Here is a 21,594-nt window from a genome sequence, read left to right as displayed (position 1 = left end):
CTCCGCTACAATGGGGGGATGTCACCGAGGCTTTGATCGCTTTCGAATGCGGCGATCCAGTGACCCAGTGAGTTGCTTTCGATGGCGCCACGCAAGCCACGCATGACATCCTGATAGTAATGCAGGTTGTGCCAGGTGAGCAGCATCGCACCAAGGATCTCCTCAGAACGAATAAGGTGATGCAGATAGGCGCGGCTGTGGTGTTTGCAGGCAGGGCAGGCGCAATGCTCGTCGATCGGTCGCGGATCGTCGCGATGGCGCGCATTGCGCAGGTTGAGTTCGCCGCGGCGCGTGAAGGCCTGCGCCGTGCGGCCCGAGCGCGTCGGCATCACGCAGTCGAACATGTCGATGCCGCGCTTCACCGCGCCGACGATATCGGCCGGCCGTCCAACGCCCATCAGATAACGCGGCCGGTCGGCCGGCAGCAGCGGCACGGTCTGGTCGAGGACGCGGAACATCGTTTCCTGGCCTTCGCCGACGGCGAGCCCGCCGACGGCATAGCCATCGAATCCGATCGAGGTAAGCGCCTTGGCGCTCTCCTCGCGCAGGGCGGGAAAGACGCTACCCTGAACGATGCCGAACAAGCCATAGCCCGGACGCTCGGTGAAGGCCCGCTTGCCGCGCTCCGCCCACTTCATCGAAAGCCGCATGGAGAAGGCCGCCGCCGGCTCCTCCACCGGCCAGCTCGTGCATTCGTCGAACGACATGGTGATGTCGGCGTCGAGCAGGCGCTGAATCTCGATCGAGCGTTCCGGCGTGAGGCGGTGCTGCGAGCCATCGGCGGGCGACCGAAAGGTGACGCCATCCGGATCGAGCTTGCGCAGCTCCTTCAGTGACATCACCTGGAAGCCGCCTGAATCGGTCAGGATCGGACCCGGCCAGTTCATGAACTTGTGCAGGCCACCCAACGAGGCGACTCGCTCCGCACCCGGCCGCAGCATCAGATGGAAGGTGTTGCCCAGCACGATTTCGGCGCCGGTGCCGGCGACGGATTGCGGCATCATCGCCTTCACGGTGCCGGCGGTACCGACCGGCATGAAGGCCGGCGTCTCGATCGTGCCGTGCGCCGTCGTGATCTGCCCGCGGCGTGCTTCGCCATCGGTGCCGAGCAGCTTGTAGGAAAGGCTCATCGGCGCAACAAACAACAATCGCCGTAAGAATAGAAGCGGTATCGCTCGCTTATTGCGTGCGCATAAGCCTGCTTCATGCAGTCGAGGCCTGCGAAGGCGGCGACCAGCATGAACAATGTCGAACGCGGCAAATGGAAGTTGGTGAGCAGCAGGTCGACGGCGCGAAAGCGGAAACCTGGCGTGATGAAGATGTCGGTTTCGCCGCTCCACGGCTTCACCGCGCCGTCATGGGCGCGCGCCACGGATTCCAGTAACCTGAGCGACGTCGTGCCGATCGAGACGACCCGGCCACCTGCCGCGCGCGTCGCGGCAACGGCGCGTGCCGTAGCCTCGGGGATCTCGCCCCATTCGGCATGCATGGTGTGGGAGTCGGTGTCGTCGACCCGTACCGGCTGGAAGGTACCGGCGCCGACGTGAAGCGTGACGCCTGCAGTACCAATGCCGGCCGCTGCCAGCGCTGCCAGCAAAGGCGGCGTGAAATGCAGGCCGGCAGTGGGGGCGGCAACCGAGCCGTCGGTGCGGGCGAAGAGAGTCTGGTAGTCCGCGCGATCCTGCGCGTCGGCCGTTCCGCCGCGAATGTAAGGGGGCAGGGGTACCGCGCCGGTTTGTTCCAAGGCCGTGAGAAATTCGTGGCCGCTCTTATCGAATGCCAGCACGATCGATCCGTCTTCGTGCTTGGCTTCGACAGTGGCCGCGAGCCCGTTCGCGAAGGTGACGACATCCCCACGGCGCAGCCGCTTGGTCGGCCGGGCAAAGGAGAGCCAGTGACCCGCGCCGAGATCTCGGATCAGCAACGCCTCGACCGCGACATCCTGCCGACCGTCGGAGCCTGGACGCAGACCCTTCAGCCGAGCCGGGATGACCTTGGTGTCGTTGAAGACAAGGAGATCGCCCCGGCGTAGGAGGCCGGGCAAATCACGCACGGTCCTGTCGTGCAGCCCATCCGGCGCGACATCGAGCAGGCGCGCGGAATCGCGCGGCGAGACGGGCCGCTGCGCGATGAGGTCGTCGGGAAGCTCGAAGTCGAAAAGATCGACGCGCATCAACCGTCAGACAGCGCCGACATCCATCACCTCGGGAGAGGGATCGTCGGACGGCGGATCGTTTGCAGGGTCAACCAGCGCGACGAAACTGTGCACGCCGTCTACGACGACCCGCTTCACGCGCGCCCGCGTCTCCAGGCAGTGGAGGTGCGCCAGGGTCTCGCCGAAAGCGAATACGATCTGGTTGTTGTCGAGATGGCGCGGGAAGAGGACCGGCACCATGTCCCAACCCGTCGCGCCTTCGGCCCCCTTGCGAGCGATGGCGGTAGTCATGTCGTTCAGGCGGGCATCGTGATGGGCCACGAGCTGGTCGAGGCGCGTATGCAGCCCAATGAACGGAAAGCCGTGGCTCGGCAGGACCAGCGCATCGGCCGGCAGACGGCGGAAGCGCGAGAAACCGTCGAGGAACCAGGTCAGGGCATCAGCCAGCGGTTCGTTCGGCCAGACGCCGACATTGGTGCTGATCTTGGGCAGCACCTGGTCGCCGGCGATCATGACGTTGAGTTCAGGGCACCACAGCGAGGCGTGCTCGGGCGCGTGGCCGCGACCGACGATGACATCCCAGCGATGCCCACCGATGGTGATGGGGTGGGCGTGGATCAGGCGCTGAAAGGCCGTGGGCAGCGGCGCCACGCCTTTGGCGTAGCCACCCTTGTGACGATGGAAGTTGGCAATGCGATCCGCCGGCACGCCGTTGCGCGCGAGATGGGCGGCGCGAATCTCGTCGCTTTCCACGAAGTCGTTGCGGGCCGCTTGCGCGCTCATGTACTCGCCCAGAGTCATCCAGAGCGGCGCGTTCCATTTTTGGCAAAGCCAGCCGGCCAGCCCGACATGGTCGGGATGGAGGTGTGTGGCGATCACGCGCGTGACGGGTTTGCCGTTCAGCTTCCGGGCGAAGATCTTCTCCCAGAGGTCGCGCGTTTCCTGCGTATTGATGCCGGTGTCGACGATCGTCCAACCGTCCTTTTCTTCCACCAGCCACAAATTGATGTGGTTGAGCTGGAAGGGCAGCGGCATGCGCAGCCAGTAGATGCCAGGGGCGACGTTCTTGATGTCCCCGGGCTCCGGGACGTCACCGCAGGGGAAGCGCAGTTGGGCCAGCAGACGCTGGGAGAGGTCGGGCGAATCAGGCATGAAAAAGACCCTAGCGACAACGAGGTCGGGCTGTCACGACCGCTGGCCGACTGCCCGCCATGCAATATCACGCCGGCAAAAGCCTTCTGGCCAGTCGATCAAATCCACAGCCCGGTAGGCACGGGCACGGGCCTCCTCGACGGTCGGCGCCATGGCGCTGATGTTCAACACGCGGCCGCCATTGGCCAGGATGCGGCTGCCGTTGGCCCTGGTGCCGGCATGGAAAATCTGCACGCCCTCGACCGTGGCTGCCTCGTCCAGCCCCCGGATCTCGCTGCCCTTCGGGTAGGAGTCGGGATAGCCCTTGGTCGCCAGGATGACGGTAAGGGCAGTCTCCTGGGACCAGCGCAGGTCGAGGTGGTTGAGGCCTCCGTCGACGCAGGCCAGCAGTGCCGGCACGAGATCGGATTTCAGCCGCATCATCAGGACCTGGCACTCGGGGTCGCCAAAGCGGCAGTTGAACTCGACCAGACGCGGGCTGTCCTTGTCGATCATGACTCCGACATAGAGCACGCCCTTGAACGGCGAGCCGGCCTTGGCCATGGCGCGCACCGTCGGCAGGACGATCTCGTCCATGGTGCGCTTCTGCATGGCGGCATCGAAGATCGGCGCCGGGGAGTAGGCACCCATGCCGCCGGTGTTGGGGCCCTTGTCACCATCGAAGGCACGCTTGTGATCCTGGGCGCCGACCAGCGGCAACACATGCTCGCCGTCGCTCAAGGCAAAGAAGCTCGCTTCCTCACCCTGCATGAATTCCTCGATGACGACCGAGGCGCCGGCCGAGCCGAAACGATTGCCCGCGAGAATGTCGCGCACCGCCTCGACGGCCTGCTCCACGGTCTCGGCGACAATCACGCCCTTGCCGGCGGCCAGCCCGTCCGCCTTGACGACGATCGGTGCGCCCTGCGCGCGGATATAGGCCTCGGCTTTGGCGACGTCGGTGAAGTGCTCGTAGGCCGCGGTGGGAATGTTGTTCTCGCGGCAGAGCGCCTTGGTGAAGCTCTTCGAGCCTTCGAGCTGGGCGGCGGCCTTCGAGGGGCCCCAGACCTTGATGCCTGCCTCGGCGAAGGCGTCGGCGATGCCGGCGACCAGGGGGGCATCGGGACCGACCACGACAAAGTCGATCTTCTCGCGCTGGGCGAGCGCCACCTGTCCGGCGATGTCTTCGGCGCCGACATCGACGCATTCCGCGACCTGCGCGATGCCGGCATTGCCTGGCGCGCAATAGAGCTTGGTGCACAGGGGCGACGCCGAAATCGCCCAGCAGAGCGCATGTTCGCGGCCGCCGCCGCCTACCACGAGGATTCGCATGGCGAGGCTTTGACCACAGTTTGCGCCGTAGGCACAAGCGGCTACGCTAGCGTCACCCATGGATAACCTCGACGCCCCCGCACCTCCCAGCAACGTTCCGGAATTTTCAGTTTCCGAACTTTCCTTTGCGCTGAAGCGAGAAATCGAAACGGCATTTCCGCGCGTGCGGGTGCGGGGCGAAATCAGCCAGCCGTCCTTTCCGCGTTCCGGTCACTGCTATTTCCGCCTGAAGGACGAGAATGCGGTGATCGACGGCGTTGCCTGGAAAGGCACGATTCCGCGGCTCGGCATCCGTATCGAAGAGGGACTGGAGGTCATCGCCACCGGCAAGCTCACGACCTATGCCGGCTCGTCGCGCTATCAGATCATCGTCGACCGTCTGGAACTGGCAGGTGAAGGCGCGCTGCTGAAGCTCCTGGAGGACCGCCGCAAGAAACTGCAGGCCGAGGGTCTGTTCGACCAGGACCGCAAGCGGCCGCTGCCGTTCCTGCCGGAAGTCGTGGGCGTCGTGACCTCACCCTCGGGCGCCGTTATCCGCGATATCCTGCATCGCCTGGCTGATCGTTTCCCGCGCCACGTCCTGGTCTGGCCGGTGGCCGTGCAGGGCGAGAAGGCGGCAGGCGAAGTTGCGGCTGCGATTGCCGGCTTCAACAGGCTTCCCGAGGACGGGCCCGTGCCGCGGCCAGACGTGCTGATCGTGGCACGCGGTGGTGGCAGTCTCGAAGACCTCTGGGCGTTCAACGAGGAGGTCGTGGTGCGTGCTGCCGCCGCTTCGACGATCCCGCTGATCTCAGCGGTCGGCCATGAAACCGATACGACCTTGATCGACTTCGCCTCGGATCGCCGCGCGCCGACGCCCACTGCCGCGGCCGAAATGGCGGTGCCCGTACGTGCCGATCTGGTGGCCGAGACACTGGACTATGCCAAGCGGCTGGTCGGCGGCGTCAACCGCCTGCTGCGCGAATCGACGATGGAGCTTGCCGGCCTGGCGCGTGGCCTGGGTGATCCGCGCCGGTTGATCGAGGAGCGCCAGCAGCGGCTCGATGTCAGCGGCGAGCGTCTGGGATTGGCGATGCGGCAACTCGTCGATCGACGCGCTCAATCGTTGGCGGCGGCGAGGCTCCTCCAGCCGAATGCCGTTATCGCAACGAAGGAACAGTTGCTGGTCGCGGAGTCGCGAGCGCTGCGTGCTGCCATGGAGCGGTTCAAAAGCGATACGCGACAGAAGATCGAGCGAACGAACGATCGCCTCTCACAGTATGCCGACCGTCTGAAGCGCCATAGTGAGGATCTGCTGACGCGGAGTGCCGATCGGGTCGATCAACTCGGTAAGTTGTTGGAAAGCTACTCCTTCCATTCCGTGTTGAATCGTGGCTTCGCGCTGGTGCGCGATCAGGATGGGCAGCCAGTGCTGGCGGCGGCCGGCACGAGTGTAGGCCAGACGATCAGTATCGAGTTTACCGACGGTCAGGTCGGCGCGAAAATTACGGATAGCGCTGGCCGGGCTGCGAAGCCCGCGGCCCCGCCACCACCGCGCCGTCGAGACGGCGGTAGCGGCAGTCAAGGTTCGTTGTTGTAGGGGGGAAACGAAGATGACCAGCGCGCCGCTGTCGGCCGAGACCATCAAGAACTTCATGTATGCCAGCACGGCGACCGTCTCCATGCAGATGCTGAAGCGCGGCTTTCGCAATACGGCGGTGAGTGGCGTGCGGCCGCTCAATCCCAAGGCGACGCGCATGGTGGGGCCGGCCTATACGCTGCGCTACGTGCCGGGTCGCGAAGATCTCGACAAGCCGCCGTCGCCCAACGATCCGCCGCACGCGCAGAACAAGGCGATCGAGGAGACGCCTGAAGGTCATGTGCTGGTGATCGGCACCGAGGGCAATCTGCGTTCCGGTACCCTGGGCGATATTCTGGCGCTGCGTCTCAAGGTGCGCGGCGTCGCCGGCGTGCTGAGCGACGGCGGCATGCGCGACACGCCGGTGATAGGCAACTTCGATTTCCCGGTCTACTGCGTCGCGGCTGCGGCACCGCCCAGCATGAACCATCTCCATCCTGTTGAAGTGCAGACGCCGGTCGGTATTTGCGGCGTGGCAGTTTATCCGGGCGATGTAATCGTGGCGGACGGCGATGGCGCTATCGTCGTGCCGCGCCATCTCGCCGACGAGGTGGCGCGCGACTCGTTCGAGCAGGAGCGTCTGGAGAAGTTCGTGGCGATCCGCGTCGGCCAGGGCAAGCCGATCAAAGGCACCTATCCGCCGAACGATGAAACCAAGAAGCTCTACCAGGACTGGATCAAGGCCGGCGAACCCGCTGGCGGCTGAAGGAGAGGACGATGCGCAAGAGCCTTGCCGCCCTGTTGCTGTTGGCCCTCGCGGGCTGCCAATCCTCGTCGGTGGCGATGGCGCCGCCGGGCCAGGATGCTGCCGGCAAGCAGTTCAATCCGCCACCGCCCGGGACGGCAGCCGTCTACTTCTACAATCCGGCAGCCGCCAGCCCGATCCTGAACGTGTCGGTCGACGGGCTCTACATCGGCCAGCTCGGCACGCAGACCTGGATGCGGGCCGAGATCAACGCCGGCCATCACGTCTTCCGCTGCCGCGGCGGTGATTCGGGCAATTCCATATGGCTCAATCTGGCACCCGGCCAGACACGCTTCATCGATGTGCAGATGTTGCCTGGCCAGTATGTCTGCACGATTCGCGAGACCAGCCCTGAAGCCGGACGTGCCGGCGTGCTGAACGGCGGACGAGCGCTACAGAACTAGGAACTGCCGAGACCGGCCGGCGGTTCGCCGTAAGGTGTGGTGATCAGCTCGAGCAGATGGCCGCTGGGGTCTTCGAAATAGATCCCGCGGCCGCCATAGAGCGTGTTGATCTCACCGGGGCTGCTCTTGTTGGGATAGCCGTAGAAGGGGATGCCGGCCTTCTTGATCTTCGCGAAGGCGCTGTCGAACTCGGCGTCACTGACCAGGAAAGCGTAATGCTGGGTGCGCACGTCCGATGACGTGACGAAATCCAGGGTGACGCCATTACCGGTCTTCACGGGCCGGAAATGACCCCACTGCTTCTCGGGCTCGATCCCCAGCAGGTCGGCGAGGAACTTGGCCGAGACGTCCTTGTCCTTGGCCGGAACGATCAGGTGATTGAGCTCAGCCATATCCAGAAGGTAGTCGTCATGGGGTCGAGTTCAAGCCCGATCGAGGAGCGACCGGCTTGGCCCGTTCGGAGCTCCATGAAGCGTAAATCGATACTGGGCGCGTTCGCGTATTCGATATAGAGGAGTCGCGAAACGGCGGTCGACAAAGCGTGAATGCATGAAGCTGGTGGTCAAGAAATCCTCATTGCATGGCAAAGGTCTGTTTGCCGGAGAGGACATTCCCTGGGGCGTGAAGATCATCGAGTACAAAGGGGAGCGGATCTCGGACTCGCTGGCCGAGGGGCGCATCGCCGAGGGCGCAGACTGCATCTTCGAACTCGGTGACGACGAAAACCTCGACGGAGCCGTGGACGGCAACGAAGCGCGTTACGCGAACCACGCGCGCGCCAATCCGAACTGCTTCATCCTGCGGGAAAACGGGCAGATCTGGATCGTCGCGGGGATCGAAGGAATCAAGAAAGGTGAAGAGCTGACCTTCGACTACGGCTCGGATTTCTATCCCTGAGCTGTTGCTCAGGAGGCAGCAGCATCCGGAACGGCGCGCCGTTTCAGGGGATGCCAGCAACTCCGCGGGATAGGCCGTAGCGTCTGGAAGAATTGCTGAGCGCAGCGCTCCCAGGTGAAGCTTTCGGCGTGACGGCGGCAATCCGCGGGATCGCGCGCCACGGCGGCGAGGCAGGCGGTACGCAGATCCTCATCGAGAGCGCCGACCTTGGGATCGGTCACGACATCGAGCGGGCCCGGAACGGGATAGCCGGCGACCGGCACGCCCGAGGCCAGCGCCTCGACCATGACCAGACCGAAGGTGTCGGTGCGGCTCGGAAAGACAAAACAATCGGCCTGGGAGTATCGCTGCGACAGCTCGTCGGTATCGACGGAGCCGAAGAAGCGCACATCCTTGTAGCGGCGCTTTAGCTCCTTGAGCTGGGGACCGCCACCCACCACCCATTTGGTGCCGGGCAGGTCGAGGTCGAGGAAGGCCTTGATGTTCTTCTCGATGGCAACGCGACCGGCATAGAGCCATACCGGCCGTCCGCCACCTCGCTCATCGTCCAGTTCGGTACGGGGCTGCGGCCGAAAGGCTGCGATGTCGACGCCACGCGACCACGGCACGAGGTTCTCGAAGCCGCGTTCCGACAGCTCCTCGCGAATGGCGGGAGAGACGACCAGCACGGCTGCCGACGTCGAATGGAAGCGGCGCACGAAGGCGTAACTCCATGACAGCGGTATGCGGATGCGCGCCCGGACGTATTCGGGAAAGCGGGTGTGATAGGCGGTCGTGAAGGGAATGCCGCGGCTCATACAGAAGCCGCGGGCCGCCCAGCCGAGTGGACCTTCCGTCACCAGGTGAATGGCGTCGGGAGCATAGAGCTTTAGCATGTGCGCGAGCCGCGCCCCGGGGAACAGCGACAGGCGGATCTCGGGATAGGTCGGGCAGGGCAAGGTGCGGAAGCGGTCGGGACCGAAGACCTCGACCTCGTGGCCGTCGGCACGCAGCAGGCGGGCGACGGTCTCCAGGGTGCGCACGACGCCGTTGATCTGCGGCCGCCAGGCATCGGAGACAATGGCAATACGCAATCCGATTACTCCGCCGCGAGTTGCTGGGCCGCCGACAGTGGCAGGCGCGTCGAGCGGCGGGCCATTTCGTCCGCCCAATGGACGATGCGTAGCCGGCCGTCGAAATCCTCGACCAGGGCGGTGCAGCTTTCGACCCAGTCGCCGTCATTGCAGTAGAGGATGCCGTCGATCGTGCGGATTTCGGCGTGATGGATGTGGCCGCAGACGACGCCATCGACGCCACGGCGGCGCGCTTCGCTCGCGACGGCGTTTTCGTAATCAGCGATGAACTGCACCGCGTTCTTGACCTTGTGCTTCAGGAAGGCCGAGAGCGACCAGTAGGGCAGGCCGAGCCTGCGGCGGCCCCAGTTGAACAGCGTGTTGATACGCAGTGCCGTGGCATAGGCCCAGTCGCCCAGGATCGCGAGCCAACGGGCGTAGCGTACGATACCGTCGAACTGATCGCCATGGATCACCAGCAGCTTGCGGCCGTCGGGAGCCTCGTGGATCGCTTCTTCCTGCACGCGCACATCGCCGAAGGTGAGCTGGCAATACTGCCGTGCTGCTTCGTCATGGTTGCCGGGAATGTAGACGACATTGGTACCCTTGCGGGCCTTGCGCATGATCTTCTGGACGACGTCGTTGTGGCTCTGCGGCCAGTACCACCAGCGCTTCAGGCGCCAGCCATCGACGATGTCACCCACGAGATAGAGATGCTCGCTTTCGTTGCGCTTCAGGAAGTCGAGCAGGAGCTCCGCCTGACAACCTCGCGTGCCGAGGTGAATGTCGGACAGGAAAATCGCCCTGTGCCGGGCTGGCTGATGGCGCTCGATGATTGTCATGAGAGCGGGGCCATGTGGATAACGATCCGACCAACACAAAATCTGTCGTGCGCGATTGCACGGTACGCTGTGGATTGTGTATGTGAGCCGTTGCGTACCGATTAATCGGTTGTGACGGTTCCATGACATTCGCCTCAATGGGCTCTGTACTATTGATCCTCAACCCCATCGCGGGCCGTCGCCGACGCGGTCTGGTCGATGCGGTGGTGGGGCGTGTGCGCGCCGAGGGTTGGACCGTGGATGTCGTCGAAACGGCAGCCGAAGGCGACGCCTGTCGTCTCGCCGAGGCCTGTGATGCCAGTCGTTACGGCGTCATCGCCGTGGCCGGAGGCGACGGCACCATCAACGAGGTGGTGAACGGTCTGGCTCGACGGGCCGCAACCGCGCCGCCGCTGGCGATCGTGCCGCTCGGCACTGCCAACGTGCTGGCCCATGAGCTAGGTCTCGGCTTCAGCGCCCAGTCCGTGGCGCACACGATGACGGCGGGTCGTGAGTTGCTGGTGCGGCCGGGCGAGGCCAACGGATCCGGGACAGGGGCAGGTCCGCCGCGCTGCTTCTCCCTGATGGCCGGCGCCGGCTTCGACGCCAAGGTGGTGGCGGGCGTCACGGCGCCCTTGAAGCGCCGGTGGGGGCGTGGCGCCTATATCTGGCGTTCCCTGGTTGAGGCGCGACGCTACCGTCCGGTGCGCTACGCCGTGGAAATCGACGGTGAGGTACACGAGGCGGCCTCGGTGATTGTGACGCGCGCCCGGCACTATGCCGGGCCCTACGTCGTGGCGCCCGAGGCAGCGCTCGATGATCCGCTGCTGCACGTCTGCCTGTTCGAACGCTGGGGCTGGATGCACGCGTTGCGCTTCGGTGCGGCCCTACTGCTGGGCGCGCTGCCGCGCACCCCGGGCTATCGCGTGCTGACCGGCCGTCAGGTCCGCGTTTCGGTGACCAACGACGCCGGCGAGCACCGGCGGCAGCCGGTGCAGATCGATGGCGACGATGCGCTCACCCTGCCGGTTTCGATCGGCCTCGCGGCCGAGGGCGTGCGGGTGCTGCGCCCTTAGAGCATATTCCGTCCGGCTGGAATCAGCTGGACGGAATATGCTTTTGAGGTCGCGGCGCCTAGACCAATGCGTTTCCAATCGAATGGAACCGCTCCCGGTTCCATTCGATTGGAACCCGCACTAGCGCGTTTGCTGCAGGCGGCGCACCGATTCGGCGGTGGGATGGCCGTCGGCGGGCAGTCCGGTCTGTTGCTGAAACAGACGCAGCGCCGAGCGAGTCTTTGGGCCGAGCAGCCCATCGGCATCGTCCTTGTAGAGGCCGAGTCGGGCCAGCCGGTTCTGAATGTCGATCACCGTATCGCGCGACAGCGGCGCATCGTCGGCAGGTGCCGCCTGTTGTACCGGCAAGCCTCCCGCGATCTGGCGGGCCAGGATGCCCACCGAGAGCGCATAGAGTGTCGAGCGGTTCCAGTTCATCACCGCCTTGAAGTTCGGATAGATGATGAAAGCGGGTCCGCGGAACCCCGCCGGCAGCAGGATCGACGAGGCATCGTCGACCGCCGGCAGCGGCGCACCGCCCGCCTTCTTCACACCCATCGCCGCCCAGGCGCGCACCGGCTTCTCGACGGTGCTGTCGGCCTGGTCGAGCGGGAAGCCACGCGGCAGCACGATCTCCTCGCTGGACGGCAAGCCCGGCCGGAAGCCGATGCCGCGCAGGAAGTTCGCGGCCGAGGCGAAGGCATCGGGCAGGCTGTTCCAGATATCGATGCGGCCGTTGCCGTCGCGATCGACCGCCCACTTGGTGAAGGTCGACGGCATGAATTGCATGTTGCCCATCGCGCCTGCCCACGAGCCGCGCATCTGGTCGCTGGTCATGTGGTTCATGTTCAGGATGCGCAGCGCCTGGACCGTCTCGTTGCTGAAGAAGTCCTTGCGCTTGGTCATGCAGGCCAGCGTCGCGACGGAACGTACGACGCGGAAGTCGCCCATGAAGGAGCCGTAGTTCGTCTCGATGCCCCAGAACGCCATGATGTATTGCGGTGGGATGCCGTACTCGGCCTGCAGCGCATCGAGCAGGGCGCGATGCTGCGCCATCCGCTGTTGACCCTTGACGATACGGTCGGCAGTCACCGTCCCGCCGACATACTTCGCATAGGTCAGCGAGAATTCCGGCTGGCGCTGGTCGAGGTCGATGACCTTCTGATCCGGCGTCAGGCCCTGAAAGGCGCGATCGGCAATGTTGGCCGGGACGCCCTGGCGCATCGCGTCGGCCTTGATGGTCTGCAGGCACTCGCGGAAGCCGCCGTCCTGGGCGTTCGCTGGGTTCGCCAGCGAACCTGCAAGAATTGCCGTCGTTGCGGCGAGGGTCGTGATCTTGGGAAGAGGGTTCATGGGCCGGAGATTATCATGAGCCTGCGACGGTCATGCCTTCAATTCGCACCGTCGGCGCGTTGGTCGAGCTCTTGAACTGCAGGTCATTCGCAGGCGTCATGTTGAGGAACATGTCCTTCAGATTGCCGGCCACGGTGATGCCGCTGACGGGCCAGGCGAGCTTGCCCTTCTCGATCCAGAAGCCCGACGCGCCGCGGCTGTAGTCGCCAGTGACGCCGTTCACGCCGAAGCCGATCATGTCGGTGATGTAGAGGCCGCTCTTGATGTCGCCGATCAGGTCTTCGACCGAGACCTTGCCCTTCTCGAGATAGAAATTCGAGGTAGTGGGCGAGGGCGGGCCCGAGACGCCGCGCGACGCATGGCCCGTCGGTTCGAGATTGAGCTGGCGAGCGGCCGCGAGATCGAGCAGCCAGGTCGTCAGCACGCCGTCGTCGATCACCGCAGTGCGCGTCGTCGGCAGGCCTTCGGCATCGAACGGCCGGCTGCCCAGTCCGCGTTTGCGCAACGGATTGTCGAGGATGCGGATACCGGTCGCGAAGATGCGCTCGCCCATCTTGTCCTTCAGGAACGATGTGCCGCGTGCGACCGCCCGGCCGTTGATGGCGCCGGCGAGATGGCCGATCAGGCCGCCGGAAACACGGCGATCGTAAATCACCGGTACGCGCGCGCTCTGCGCCTTGCGCGGATTGAGGCGGCGGACCGCGAACTTGCCGGCGTTACGGCCGACCTTGGTCGCCGCCATCAGGTCTTCGAGATGAACGGCGCTCGACCATTCATAGTCGCGCTCCATACCCGTGCCCTCGCCCGCGAGAACGGCACAGGACAGGGAATAGCCACTGCGGCGGTAGCCGCCGGTAAAGCCGTTGGACGCGGCGAGCATGATGGCAGTACGACCCCAGCCGGCCTCCGCGCCTTCGGAGTTGGTGACTCCCTTGGTGGCGCGCGCGGCATCCTCGGCTTCCGCCGCCATCGCGAGCAGCTTCTTGGCCGTCGGCCGGCTCTTGTCGTCGAGATCTAGGTCGGGCCAGCTTCCTGCCAGCAATTCCTCCGGCGCGATGCCGCAGGTCGGGTCCTCCGGCACAGCGCGAGCCATGTCGACAGCGCGGCTGGCGAGCACACGCAGCGCTGCGGGTGCAAAATCGGTGGAAGAAACGAAGGCCTGGCGCTGGCCTACGAACACGCGCAGGCCGAGGTCGCGGCCTTCGCTGCTCTCAAGCTTCTCGCGTTTGCCCAGGCGCTGGGCGACGGAGATCGACTCGCCGTTGACGAACAGGGCGTCAGCCGAATCGGCGCCGGCCTGCTTCGCCCACTTCAGCAGGTCGACCAGGAGATTGGCATCGGGAGCGCCCGAGGCAGGCTTCTTCTTGGGAGCCTTCTTCGGTGTTCTAGAGGCGGTCTTTTTCGCTTTGGCCATACGGCCGTTCTACGCGCTAACGGGCCGTGTCGTCGAGATAGTAGGAGAAGAAGAGCAGGCCGGTTGCGGCGATGCCGGCCGTCCAGAAGAGCGCACGCACCAATTCTGCCACGATTGCCTGATCGGGCCACAGGCGGGCGGCGGCATCACCGACATACTGGTGACCGATGATGCCGATCATCGCGCCAAGCAGCAGCGACAGGGCGCCGTTCCAGAAGTGGCGTACGACGCGCATTACCGGACCTTCGCGACGCCTGAGCGGCGAGCTAGGGTCCGGCGGGATGGCCAGGTTGGATTTGGCGGCCGGCGGCGGGCGGGGCGATGACATGCCCGGCGTTATAGCAGGTACCGGCCGCCCGAACCTCAGTTGCCGGCGTAGGCGATGCCGGCGCGGGTCTCGGCGATGGCACTGTCCACGAACTGGATGGCGCGGTCACGATGGCCACCCTTGTTTGCTGGTGCACGCAGCAGCTCGGCGCGAGCCGCCTGCAGCGACCCGATGGCAGCCTGCATGTTGGGCTGGTTGGCGCCGGCGGCGCAGGCGCCGATGACGATGCCGGCAACGAGGCTGGCGGCTGCAATCTTCATTGTTGGGCTGATCATGTTGAAGCTCCAAAGGAAACGGGCGGGTTCTCCCCGCCCGTCATGCTAGCTGTCGCTCTACTTTCGGTGAACGGCTATTTCGCAGCCGCCGCCCTGTTTGCAGCCGAAGTGACGGCTTTCAAAGATGCGGCCACGATATTCGAGTCCATGCCGACGCCCCACAGGACCTTGCCGTCGGCGGTCTCCGCTTCGATGAAGCTCACCGCCTGGGCATCGGAGCCGGCACCGGTCGCGTGCTGGTGATAGTCCCGCACCTTGATCTTGATGCCGCAATTCTTGCCGATCGCGTCGACATAGCCTGCGATCGGGCCGTTGCCGCGGCCGGAGATGGTGGTCTCCTTGCCGTTGAAGGTCACCTTGGCATCGAGAAGACGCACGTCGGGATGGCCAGGCTCGGGCACCGTCGTGTGGCTGTCGAACGACACTGGGATGGCCCGTTCGAGGTATTCCTTGCGGAAGGTGTCCCAGATCAACGCCGGCTGAATCTCCTTGCCGGTTTCGTCGGCGATCTGCTGGATCACCTTGGAGAACTCGACCTGGAGGAGGCGCGGCATGTCGATGCCGTAGTCGCTCTTCAGGATGTAGGCGATGCCACCCTTGCCCGACTGGCTGTTGATACGAATGATCGCTTCGTAGCTGCGGCCGAGATCGGCCGGGTCGATCGGCAGGTAGGGCACTTCCCACACCTTGCTGTTCGACGCTTCGAGCGCCTTGAACCCCTTGTTGATGGCGTCCTGATGCGAGCCCGAGAAGGCGGTGAACACCAGGTCGCCGCCATACGGATGGCGCGGATGGACCGGGAGCTGGTTGCAGTACTCGACCGTCTGACGGATCTCGTTGATGTTCGAGTAGTCGATCTCGGGATCGACGCCCTGGGTGTACATGTTCAAGCCCAACGTCACGAGATCGACATTGCCCGTACGCTCGCCGTTGCCGAACAGGCAGCCTTCGATGCGGTCGGCGCCGGCCATGTAGCCGAGCTCGGCGGCCGCCACGCCGGTGCCGCGGTCGTTATGCGGATGCAGGCTCAGGATGAAGGAGTCGCGATACTTGAAGTTGCGATGGCACCATTCGATCTGGTCGGCATAGACATTGGCCGAGGCCATCTCGACCGTCGCCGGCAGATTGATGATCATCTTCTTCTGTGGCGTCGGCTTGTAGACGTCGGCGACGGCCGCGCAGATGTCGCGGGCAAACTCGAGTTCGGTACCGGTGAAGCTCTCCGGCGAATACTCGAACACCCATTCCGTCTTCGGATCGGCGTCGGCCAACTGCTTGACCAGCTTGGCGCCTGACACTGCGATGTCGATGATTCCGCTATAGTCCATGCCGAACACGACTCGCCGCTGCAACGTCGAGGTCGAGTTGTAGAGATGGACGATGACGCGCTTGGCGCCGCGACAGGCTTCGAAGGTGCGCTCGATCAGCTCCGGGCGGCTCTGCGTCAGCACCTGGATGGTGACGTCGTCGGGGATCATCTTCTTCTCGATGAGCTCTCGCACGAAGTCGAAGTCGGTCTCGGAGGCGGCAGGGAAACCGATCTCGATCTCCTTGAAGCCCATGTCGCAGAGCATCCTGAACATCCGGGTCTTGCGATCGGAATCCATCGGCTCGATGAGGGCTTGGTTGCCGTCGCGCAGATCGACCGCGCACCAGATCGGTGGCTTGGTGATGACCGCGTTGGGCCATCGTCGATCCTTGATCTCGACCGGTTTGAACGGGACGTATTTTTCGGCCGCGTTCGGCATCATGGGCTTCTGGGATGACATTGATAGACTCCTCGCGCCGCGCACGGCCGTATGGCTCAAACGAACACTGCGATGGACTGAAAGAGGGTGGCGGCGACTGATGGTGGTAGAAGACGAACGACAAGCGACCCGCAAGGGCCCCGGACGAACCGGGGCGGCGGGTCAGCCAATAAGTCGAAGCGTCGTCAGTCGCAGCATGTTGGGCCGGACAATCCCCGATTTGCCGGCCGCCGTCAACCCACGGGGTCAAGCTGCCGTGGCGGGCTTTCGCAGCAGGAAGCTGAAATAGACCATCTCGCCGCTGGCAAGGAGCGAGGGGATGCGCGTGCCTTCAACTCCGGTAAAGACGTCGGCGATGGCCGAGAAGGGACCGGAGACGATGCGCCGGCCACCGGCGCGGCGACGGGGCGTGTCGCGATGCAGGGCCTCGATGACATTGGCCGTAATGTCGCGTTCGGCCACCAACTCCAGACCGCAGCGCGCGAGAGCGGCCCGCCAGTCGGCCACTTCATGGGCAAGCCGCAGGTCCGTGTAGTGCAGATGGCCGCCCGCGCGGAGCACACGCTTCACTTCGGCGAGGAAGCGGTCGATCGACGGATAACAGAAGGAAGATTCAACGTTTATGACGGAATCAAAACTGGCGTCGGTGAACGGAAGCCGCTCGGCGTCGCCCTGCTGGAAGCGTAGATTGGCCAGTCGATGATGCTGGTTGCAGAACTTCACCGCCTGGCGGCTGAGATCGAGCCCGACCATTCGCGCCGGCGAGAGATAGCGCGCCACGAACGAGGCACCGCCGCCACGGCCGCTGCCAATTTCCAGCACCTCGCGATCCGCAATCGGCGCCAGGGTGGCGACGTGATGATAGAGCGCGATCGGGTAGCGCTCGGCGTCGTCAGCGGGATCGAGCGTCAGCGCCTTGGTGCTGCAGTCGAGATCGGCGTAACCGTAGTTCATCAAAGTCCACCAGCCGACATTGCCGAAGCGGGCCGCCAGTACGTCGAAGAACACGCGCCAGAGCGTGCGACGCAGAGACGGCGTCCGGTTGAGGACCCACAGGAATGCATCGGCAATCATGCGTTGAGCGTCTCCTTCGCCTGCGCGGTTAAACGATCGGCTTGTTCACGACAAGCCCGGCCTCGGCAAAACGGCGATCGCCACCTCGAATTCCATGCGGTACGACGGTAGGATGCATACTGGAGCGACGGGGGATCGTATGCACTGCCCAATGTGCAACGCCGAGACCAAACAGGGGGCCCGCTTTTGCACCGCCTGCGGGGCGCAGCTTCCTTTAGTTTGCAGGACGTGTGGCGCGACGAACCTGCCGGGTGATCGCTTCTGCGCCGGCTGTGGTGTCGGCCTTGTGGCCGCCCCGGCCGACGATGCCCTTCCCGCTGCAGCGGGTGTGTCCCTCGTGTCGGCTGCCGCGCACCGCCATGTCGGCGACGGCGAGCGCAAGCGCGTAACGGTGCTGTTTGCCGACCTCAAGGGGTCGACGGCGGCGATCGAAGGGCTCGACCCTGAGGCGGCGCTGAGCCGCATCGAACCGGCCATCCAGATCATGATCCGCCTGGTCCATCGTTACGAAGGCGTCGTTTGCCGCCGGCTGGGTGATGGCATTCTGGCGATCTTCGGCGCTCCGGCAGCGCACGAAGATCACGCGGTACGCGCATGCTTTGCGGCGCTCGGTATGCAGCGTGAAATGCGTGAGGCCGGGATGGGCGAGATGCTGCGCGTCGGGCTCAATTCCGGCGACGTGCTCTACCGCACGATCTCCTCGGAGCTCGGCATCGAGGTCGATGTCGTGGGTCCCGTGGTCCATGTCGCGGCCCGCATGGAGCAACTCGCCACGCCAGGCTCGGTCTACATGACGGGCGAGACCCAGTCGCTGACTCAGGGCCTGGTCGAGATCCACGCCATCGGCCCACGCGAGGTGAAGGGGGCATCAGCGCCAATCGAGATCTACGAGGCAGCCGGTGCTCTCTTGCATCGCTCGCGCTGGCAGGCGTCGGCGTCGGCGTCGCGCGAGCGGGCGCCCTTCGTCGGACGCGAGGGTGAACGGGCGACGCTCGAAGCAGCACTCACCGCACTCGATCGGCGGCGTGGTGGCGTCATCGGCATCTGTGGCGAGGCAGGCTTGGGGAAATCACGGCTGGTGCACAGCGTGGTGCGCGACAGCGACAAGGCATCACCGCACAAGACCGTGTTTGCCGCCGCGACTGCCTTGGGCCGCACCATTCCTTATCACGCGCTGGCTTCCGCCCTGCGCGACTTGATCGGCATTGCCGATAGTGACGACACGCAGCGCATTCTGACGATTCTATCGGCGGTGTTGGGCGACCTCGATCCGGCGCTCGCCGCCGACGTCCCGATTTTCGCATCACTGATCTCGCTGGCCGGCGCGACGCCGGAATGGCTGGCGATGGATCCCCGCGCCAAGCGCGCTGCGGCCCGCGATGCCTTTATGCGCCTGGCGCGTGCTGCGGCAGCCCGCCGGCCGGTGGCCTTCGTGTTCGAGGACATGCACTGGGTCGATCGAGACAGCGAGGAAGTGCTGCGCGCCGTGGCCGAGCTGACGCGCGAAGCGCCGCTGCTCGCGGTCCTGACCTACCGCGCAGAGTACGACGATTTGTGGCTGCCAGCGGTTGGAGGCACGCGGCTGCGCATGGCACCGCTCGGCGATGACGATGTGCGCCGGTCGCTCGGCGAATGGTTCGTCGAAGGTCCGGAGACCGAGCAGCTGATCGAGCGGCTGACGCGCCGCGTCGGCGGCAATCCGCTATTCGTCGAAGAGAGCGTGCGTGCGCTGGCGCATCAAGGCGCGCTCACCAGCATCGTGGTGGAAGGCGATGGCAGCCAGCCGCGCCAGCGCCGCTATGCCTGCTGGGAGACACCGGACCTGATCACCGTCCCGCCGTCGGTGCACGACGTCATTGCCTCGCGGATCGACCGTCGGTCGCCTGACTGTGTTGCCCTGCTGCAGACCTTGGCGATGATCGGCACGCGCGTGCCGTTGTGGCTGGCTGAGCGCGTGTCGGGCCAGACCACGACACGCACGGAAACGGCCTTGCGCGAGGCAGTGTCGGCCGAAATCCTGGTGCAGGCGAGTCTCTATCCCGATGTTGAGTACACGTTCACACACGCGCTGCTGCGCGAGGTTGCGCATGATTCGCTGACGCGAACGCGTCGTGTCGAGGCGCACCGTCGGATCCTCGCCGCGATCGAGGCGCATCATGTCGGCCGGCTGCCTGAGCATGCAGAGTGGATGGCGCATCATGCAGCTGAAGGCGAGCTGTGGGATGTCGCGGCAATCCATCAAGGCCATACTGCCGAGCGCGCCCTGGCACGTGGCTCCTATGCCGAGGCAATCGCCGGATTGCGCATGGCTCTCGGTTCGTTCGAACGCTCCTCGCGGTCGCGCGAGGCGACCGAACGCGCCATTGACCAGCTCCGGGTTCAGCGGGCGCTGCTCTATGCGACAGGCAGCGCTCCGGCGGAAATCAATGCCACCTTGACGTTGGCCGAGGAGCTGGCGCGCGGCATCGATGATCGTGTGCGACTGGCTTGGGTCTGGGCCGATCAATCGGGCCAGTCCTGGGTCGAGGGCGAGAACGGCCAGGCGATCGCAGCCGCACGACGCAGCCTCGAGATCGCCGAAGAGGCGGCCGACGTGCGCCTGCGGGCGCTCGCACTGTTTCGGCTGGGCCTCGGCCTCTATGCGGTCGGCGACTATGTCGGTGCTGCCGAAGCGCTGGGCCGAAGCTGCGGTCTCTTGAGTGGCGATCTGAGGGCCGAGCGTATCGGCACGGCTGGCGCCACCTCGGTGCTGGGCGGCGGTTATCTCGTGACGACGCTCTGCGAACTCGGCCGCTATGACGAGGCGGCCCAGCGTCTCACGCAGGTGATTGCGGCTGCGGCGGTGGCTCGTGACATCTACTCGATCGCCGCGGCACAGATCGCGCGATGCATTCTGGCCATCGCGCGCGGCGATGTGGCGACGGCGATGCCCGCACTGGAGGCCCTGCTGGGCGGAGCGCGGACGGCCGGCATCGTCGCGGTCACGATCTATCTTGAGACGCTGCTTGGCCGGGCGAAGTTCATCGCTGGAGATTTTGCCGGCGCCATCGAGCTGTTGAGCGAGAAGGAAGAAACAGCCTCGGTCCCGCGCGCCAGCCTGCATGGGTTGACCAAGGTCTGGCTTGCTGAAGCCAAGGTCGCAGTGGGTGCGGCGGCGGAAGCCGATGAGATACTCGAAGGAGCCGAACGGGAGATGACCGAACGTGGCGAGGCTGGCCACCTGGCGCATTGCTGGGCGATCAAGGGCAAGACGGCGCTGGCGCGTGACAATCTGTCGGCCGCCGACATCGCTTTCGCCCGCGGCTTCGATCAGGCGAACATTCTGTGGATGCGGCCGACGGTCGCCATTTGCCAAGCGGGCTTGGCGGCGGTCGCGGCGGCCCGTCAGGCCGCCACGCCATCAGCCACTGCGGCGGGTTAGCGCAGCGGCACGGTGATGCCGAGGCTCACGCCCGGCTGCATCGGATAGGCCGGTGCGTAGTAGGCCGGCGGCGGAGGTGCGTAGTACACCGGCGGTGGCGGAGCGTAGTAGACCGGCGGCGCGTAGTACCTGACTTTCGGTGGCTTATAGTAGTAGGGGCCGCCGTAGTATTTGTGGTGATGGCGATGACGGTGCTTCCGCCAGCCATCATCGTCGTCATCGGCAACGGCCACTGCCGGCGCACCGGCCAGCATCACGCCGATCAGCGCCGCACCCAGCCATCTTTTTCGCAGTTCGAACATCGATCCGCTCATGGTCACCTCCGTCAGCGCAGCGGCACGTTGATGCCGAAGCTCAGGTTTCCGCCAGGCCCGTAGGCCGGGTAGGCGGGATAGGCTGGCGCATAGGCGGCAGGTGCCGGATACACGACGACCGGCGGCGGTGCATAGACGACCCGCGGCGGCGGTGCGTAGTAGTAGGGGGCTGGAGCGACATAGACAGGGGCTGGAGCGTAATAGTAGTGGCCACGGCCCTTCTTCCAATTACCGGCCATAGCCCCGCCCGTGGTACCCAGCACGACCGCTCCGGCGATAGCGGCTGCGGTGATCGCCCGCAGCTTCGAACGGTTACAGGTCCTCGACACGTACTCGTACATTAAGCTCTCCTACTGCCTGCGTCGGTAACGTTCGCAGGAACAACAATGTTGCGTGGCAATTGTGGCCGTGGCCTGTGACCAACTTGTGGTAATCGGTGGGTAACGTTTTGGAGGAT

Annotated in this window: 21 protein-coding genes and 1 pseudogene; 7 read left to right on the top strand and 15 right to left on the bottom strand. The window is 65.0% G+C overall.

Annotation, left to right across the window (positions count from 1 at the left end; translation table 11 throughout):
* Positions 1–5: 5 nt before the first annotated feature.
* The 4 genes from tgt to purD are packed head-to-tail and all read right to left on the bottom strand — an operon-like array spanning position 6 to position 4,618.
* Positions 6–1,130: a tRNA guanosine(34) transglycosylase Tgt gene (gene tgt / locus EPO50_RS01625; protein ID WP_296340893.1), complete on the bottom strand. Its 1,125-nt coding sequence runs from the start codon at positions 1,128–1,130 to the stop codon at positions 6–8.
* Entirely contained in the window at positions 1,127–2,173 is a 1,047-nt protein-coding gene (queA, locus tag EPO50_RS01620) for a tRNA preQ1(34) S-adenosylmethionine ribosyltransferase-isomerase QueA (protein WP_296340892.1), read from the bottom strand. The genes tgt and queA overlap by 4 nt, the downstream gene beginning before the upstream one ends.
* A gap of 6 nt (positions 2,174–2,179) precedes the next feature.
* Positions 2,180–3,307, bottom strand: a complete 1,128-nt coding sequence (locus EPO50_RS01615) for an MBL fold metallo-hydrolase (protein ID WP_296340891.1) — start codon at positions 3,305–3,307, stop codon at positions 2,180–2,182.
* Between the two features lie 33 nt (positions 3,308–3,340).
* Positions 3,341–4,618, bottom strand: a complete 1,278-nt coding sequence (gene purD, locus EPO50_RS01610; RefSeq protein ID WP_296340890.1) for a phosphoribosylamine--glycine ligase — start codon at positions 4,616–4,618, stop codon at positions 3,341–3,343.
* A gap of 58 nt (positions 4,619–4,676) precedes the next feature.
* Between purD and xseA the strand changes: the two genes are divergently transcribed.
* The 3 genes from xseA to EPO50_RS01595 are packed head-to-tail and all read left to right on the top strand — an operon-like array spanning position 4,677 to position 7,385.
* The gene (gene xseA, locus EPO50_RS01605; RefSeq protein ID WP_296340889.1) at positions 4,677–6,197 is read left to right on the top strand and encodes an exodeoxyribonuclease VII large subunit; all 1,521 of its coding nucleotides are present in this window, start codon (positions 4,677–4,679) and stop codon (positions 6,195–6,197) included.
* 13 nt (positions 6,198–6,210) lie between these two features.
* Positions 6,211–6,942 (top strand): ribonuclease activity regulator RraA, encoded by a 732-nt coding sequence (locus EPO50_RS01600; RefSeq protein WP_296340888.1) that lies wholly within the window; start codon positions 6,211–6,213, stop codon positions 6,940–6,942.
* An 11-nt stretch (positions 6,943–6,953) separates the two neighbouring features.
* On the top strand, positions 6,954–7,385 hold the full coding sequence (locus tag EPO50_RS01595; protein ID WP_296340887.1) for a hypothetical protein: 432 nt from the start codon (positions 6,954–6,956) through the stop codon (positions 7,383–7,385).
* Here EPO50_RS01595 and EPO50_RS01590 read toward each other — a convergent pair.
* A complete protein-coding gene (locus tag EPO50_RS01590; RefSeq protein WP_296340886.1) occupies positions 7,382–7,777 on the bottom strand; it encodes a VOC family protein in 396 nt (131 codons plus the stop codon). The two genes, EPO50_RS01595 and EPO50_RS01590, sit on opposite strands and share 4 nt — an antisense overlap.
* 157 nt (positions 7,778–7,934) lie before the next feature.
* Here EPO50_RS01590 and EPO50_RS01585 point away from each other — a divergent pair, with 157 nt between their 5' ends.
* Complete coding sequence (locus EPO50_RS01585) at positions 7,935–8,282, top strand: SET domain-containing protein-lysine N-methyltransferase (protein ID WP_296340885.1); 348 nt, start codon at positions 7,935–7,937, stop codon at positions 8,280–8,282.
* 8 nt (positions 8,283–8,290) lie between these two features.
* On the opposite strand, the gene EPO50_RS01580 is transcribed toward EPO50_RS01585, so the two are convergent.
* Both EPO50_RS01580 and EPO50_RS01575 read right to left on the bottom strand, forming a co-directional pair.
* The gene (locus EPO50_RS01580; protein ID WP_296340884.1) at positions 8,291–9,355 is read right to left on the bottom strand and encodes a glycosyltransferase family 1 protein; all 1,065 of its coding nucleotides are present in this window, start codon (positions 9,353–9,355) and stop codon (positions 8,291–8,293) included.
* A 5-nt stretch (positions 9,356–9,360) separates the two neighbouring features.
* Positions 9,361–10,176: a UDP-2,3-diacylglucosamine diphosphatase gene (locus EPO50_RS01575; RefSeq protein ID WP_296340883.1), complete on the bottom strand. Its 816-nt coding sequence runs from the start codon at positions 10,174–10,176 to the stop codon at positions 9,361–9,363.
* Between the two features lie 122 nt (positions 10,177–10,298).
* On the opposite strand from EPO50_RS01575, the gene EPO50_RS01570 reads away from it, so the two are divergent.
* Positions 10,299–11,231, top strand: coding sequence for a diacylglycerol kinase family protein (locus tag EPO50_RS01570; protein WP_296340882.1), 933 nt, complete (start codon positions 10,299–10,301; stop codon positions 11,229–11,231).
* Between the two features lie 120 nt (positions 11,232–11,351).
* On the opposite strand, the gene EPO50_RS01565 is transcribed toward EPO50_RS01570, so the two are convergent.
* The 6 genes from EPO50_RS01565 to EPO50_RS01540 all read right to left on the bottom strand — a co-directional run bounded on the left by EPO50_RS01565 (position 11,352) and on the right by EPO50_RS01540 (position 17,402).
* Complete coding sequence (locus tag EPO50_RS01565; protein ID WP_296340881.1) at positions 11,352–12,563, bottom strand: lytic murein transglycosylase; 1,212 nt, start codon at positions 12,561–12,563, stop codon at positions 11,352–11,354.
* Positions 12,564–12,576: 13 nt separating this feature from the next.
* Complete coding sequence (locus tag EPO50_RS01560; RefSeq protein WP_296340880.1) at positions 12,577–13,977, bottom strand: TldD/PmbA family protein; 1,401 nt, start codon at positions 13,975–13,977, stop codon at positions 12,577–12,579.
* Between the two features lie 16 nt (positions 13,978–13,993).
* Positions 13,994–14,305 carry a hypothetical protein gene (locus EPO50_RS01555; protein WP_296340879.1) on the bottom strand — a complete coding sequence of 104 codons (312 nt, stop codon included), beginning with the start codon at positions 14,303–14,305 and terminating at the stop codon, positions 13,994–13,996.
* 35 nt (positions 14,306–14,340) lie between these two features.
* The gene (locus EPO50_RS01550) at positions 14,341–14,580 is read right to left on the bottom strand and encodes a hypothetical protein (protein ID WP_043283565.1); all 240 of its coding nucleotides are present in this window, start codon (positions 14,578–14,580) and stop codon (positions 14,341–14,343) included.
* A 74-nt stretch (positions 14,581–14,654) separates the two neighbouring features.
* A complete protein-coding gene (leuA, locus tag EPO50_RS01545; RefSeq protein WP_296341003.1) occupies positions 14,655–16,328 on the bottom strand; it encodes a 2-isopropylmalate synthase in 1,674 nt (557 codons plus the stop codon).
* Positions 16,329–16,574: 246 nt separating this feature from the next.
* Complete coding sequence (locus EPO50_RS01540) at positions 16,575–17,402, bottom strand: class I SAM-dependent methyltransferase (RefSeq protein ID WP_296340878.1); 828 nt, start codon at positions 17,400–17,402, stop codon at positions 16,575–16,577.
* 94 nt (positions 17,403–17,496) lie between these two features.
* Here EPO50_RS01540 and EPO50_RS31475 point away from each other — a divergent pair.
* Positions 17,497–17,667: pseudogene (locus EPO50_RS31475) on the top strand (zinc-ribbon domain-containing protein); the annotation flags it as partial.
* Between the two features lie 21 nt (positions 17,668–17,688).
* On the top strand, positions 17,689–20,823 hold the full coding sequence (locus tag EPO50_RS01535; RefSeq protein WP_296340877.1) for an adenylate/guanylate cyclase domain-containing protein: 3,135 nt from the start codon (positions 17,689–17,691) through the stop codon (positions 20,821–20,823).
* On the opposite strand, the gene EPO50_RS01530 is transcribed toward EPO50_RS01535, so the two are convergent.
* Complete coding sequence (locus EPO50_RS01530; protein ID WP_296340876.1) at positions 20,820–21,137, bottom strand: hypothetical protein; 318 nt, start codon at positions 21,135–21,137, stop codon at positions 20,820–20,822. The genes EPO50_RS01535 and EPO50_RS01530 overlap by 4 nt on opposite strands.
* An 11-nt stretch (positions 21,138–21,148) precedes the next feature.
* Positions 21,149–21,478: a hypothetical protein gene (locus EPO50_RS01525; RefSeq protein ID WP_296340875.1), complete on the bottom strand. Its 330-nt coding sequence runs from the start codon at positions 21,476–21,478 to the stop codon at positions 21,149–21,151.
* Between the last annotated feature and the right edge of the window lie 116 nt (positions 21,479–21,594).

This window comes from Reyranella sp. (genome assembly GCF_004297405.1).
GTDB lineage: Bacteria > Pseudomonadota > Alphaproteobacteria > Reyranellales > Reyranellaceae > Reyranella.
Note: the sequence above shows the minus strand (reverse complement) of the source record. Positions and strands in the feature narration are given on the sequence as shown.

Coding starts and splice junctions, on each gene's coding strand:
- EPO50_RS01540 (WP_296340878.1), bottom strand. CDS start 17,402: ATGATTGCCGATGCATTCCTGTGGGTCCTCAACCGGACGCCGTCTCTG.
- EPO50_RS01525 (WP_296340875.1), bottom strand. CDS start 21,478: ATGTACGAGTACGTGTCGAGGACCTGTAACCGTTCGAAGCTGCGGGCG.
- EPO50_RS01555 (WP_296340879.1), bottom strand. CDS start 14,305: ATGTCATCGCCCCGCCCGCCGCCGGCCGCCAAATCCAACCTGGCCATC.
- EPO50_RS01600 (WP_296340888.1), top strand. CDS start 6,211: ATGACCAGCGCGCCGCTGTCGGCCGAGACCATCAAGAACTTCATGTAT.
- EPO50_RS01595 (WP_296340887.1), top strand. CDS start 6,954: ATGCGCAAGAGCCTTGCCGCCCTGTTGCTGTTGGCCCTCGCGGGCTGC.
- queA (WP_296340892.1), bottom strand. CDS start 2,173: ATGCGCGTCGATCTTTTCGACTTCGAGCTTCCCGACGACCTCATCGCG.
- EPO50_RS01575 (WP_296340883.1), bottom strand. CDS start 10,176: ATGACAATCATCGAGCGCCATCAGCCAGCCCGGCACAGGGCGATTTTC.
- EPO50_RS01585 (WP_296340885.1), top strand. CDS start 7,935: ATGAAGCTGGTGGTCAAGAAATCCTCATTGCATGGCAAAGGTCTGTTT.
- xseA (WP_296340889.1), top strand. CDS start 4,677: ATGGATAACCTCGACGCCCCCGCACCTCCCAGCAACGTTCCGGAATTT.
- EPO50_RS01590 (WP_296340886.1), bottom strand. CDS start 7,777: ATGGCTGAGCTCAATCACCTGATCGTTCCGGCCAAGGACAAGGACGTC.
- EPO50_RS01565 (WP_296340881.1), bottom strand. CDS start 12,563: ATGAACCCTCTTCCCAAGATCACGACCCTCGCCGCAACGACGGCAATT.
- tgt (WP_296340893.1), bottom strand. CDS start 1,130: ATGAGCCTTTCCTACAAGCTGCTCGGCACCGATGGCGAAGCACGCCGC.
- EPO50_RS01530 (WP_296340876.1), bottom strand. CDS start 21,137: ATGAGCGGATCGATGTTCGAACTGCGAAAAAGATGGCTGGGTGCGGCG.
- EPO50_RS01560 (WP_296340880.1), bottom strand. CDS start 13,977: ATGGCCAAAGCGAAAAAGACCGCCTCTAGAACACCGAAGAAGGCTCCC.
- EPO50_RS01570 (WP_296340882.1), top strand. CDS start 10,299: ATGACATTCGCCTCAATGGGCTCTGTACTATTGATCCTCAACCCCATC.
- EPO50_RS01550 (WP_043283565.1), bottom strand. CDS start 14,580: ATGATCAGCCCAACAATGAAGATTGCAGCCGCCAGCCTCGTTGCCGGC.
- leuA (WP_296341003.1), bottom strand. CDS start 16,328: ATGCCGAACGCGGCCGAAAAATACGTCCCGTTCAAACCGGTCGAGATC.
- purD (WP_296340890.1), bottom strand. CDS start 4,618: ATGCGAATCCTCGTGGTAGGCGGCGGCGGCCGCGAACATGCGCTCTGC.
- EPO50_RS01615 (WP_296340891.1), bottom strand. CDS start 3,307: ATGCCTGATTCGCCCGACCTCTCCCAGCGTCTGCTGGCCCAACTGCGC.